This window comes from Candidatus Obscuribacterales bacterium, from assembly GCA_036703605.1.
In the GTDB taxonomy this organism is placed as follows: Bacteria; Cyanobacteriota; Cyanobacteriia; order RECH01; family RECH01; genus RECH01.
Map to the genome: position 1 here is coordinate 1 of DATNRH010000294.1, position 1,088 is coordinate 1,088.

The following is a 1,088-nucleotide window of genomic DNA, read 5'->3' on the forward strand; positions in this document are numbered from 1 at the left end:
GTGCTGACTATCGAGTGTGTGATAGTCGAGTCGTTTGCTATGCTGCGCGGTTTCTTGGATCGCCGTTGAAGGAAAAAATTTCTGGCTCAGATTTGTTTCCGGCGTTTTACAAACACCATAAAGATCATCCTGATGTGACGATCTTTCTCCTCGGAGCCCGAGAAGGCATTGCTGACCAGGCTCGCCAACAGATTAATGCCGATGTCGGTCGTGAAATGGTGGTTGGAACCTACTCTCCTCCGTTTGGATTTGAGAAGGATGACGCGGAATGCCAACGCATTATGGAGCGAGTCAACGAGTCGGGGGCAACGGTCTTAGCGGTTGGTTTGGGAGCCCCTAAGCAAGAGAAATTTATTGTCAAGCACAAAGACTCGATGCCGGGAGTCAAGATTTTTTTGGCGATTGGAGCCACGATTGACTTTGAAGCCGGAACCCTAGCCCGTGCCCCTCGCTGGATGAGTGAGCTGGGCTTAGAGTGGGCGTATCGTCTAATGAAGGAACCCAAGCGTCTCTGGAAACGCTATTTGTTGGATGATCCGACGTTTATTTGGCTTGTGATTCAGCAGAAGCTCAATCGCTATCATTGTCCATGGCGATCGCCTTCATCTGACTTCAATGTGGCCATATCTCGTGGGAAGTCGTAGGGCTTTATGCTGGATTGACTCGGGTGAACATCTGAGCCTATCGGATATTTGTATGGTTGTATTCGCTAGGTCTGGTTGGTTGTTTTGCGGTTAGGAGCTGCTGTGAGCTGTGGATGTATTAACGAATGCGTTGTTCATTGTGCTGGTGCTAGTGCCGGGTATTCCTATGGCTGTGTTTAGCCTGGAGTGCATTGCGGCAGTGGCTTTTGGCTCATTTCGTCAGACGGTGTTGGGTGCGGCTGAGCGCCCTCGGGTTGCTATATTGATTCCTGCTCACAATGAAGCACTCGGGATTGGTGCCACGCTGACAGACTTGATACCCCAGCTAGAGACGGGCGATCGCCTGATTGTCGTTGCTGACAATTGTGACGACGAGACGGCTACTGTTGCTCGTTCCCAGGGGGCAACGGTGCTTGAGCGATTCAACGCAGATCAGCGAGGCAA

2 protein-coding genes are annotated in these 1,088 nt (G+C 51.3%); both read left to right on the plus strand.

Annotation, left to right across the window (positions count from 1 at the left end):
- Nucleotides 1-644, plus strand: a 644-nt coding sequence (locus tag V6D20_06190) for a WecB/TagA/CpsF family glycosyltransferase (GenBank protein ID HEY9815375.1), incomplete at its 5' end; no start/stop codon positions are given.
- 109 nt (nucleotides 645-753) lie between these two features.
- Nucleotides 754-1,088 (plus strand): hypothetical protein (locus V6D20_06195; protein ID HEY9815376.1); only part of this gene is annotated, 335 nt, incomplete at its 3' end.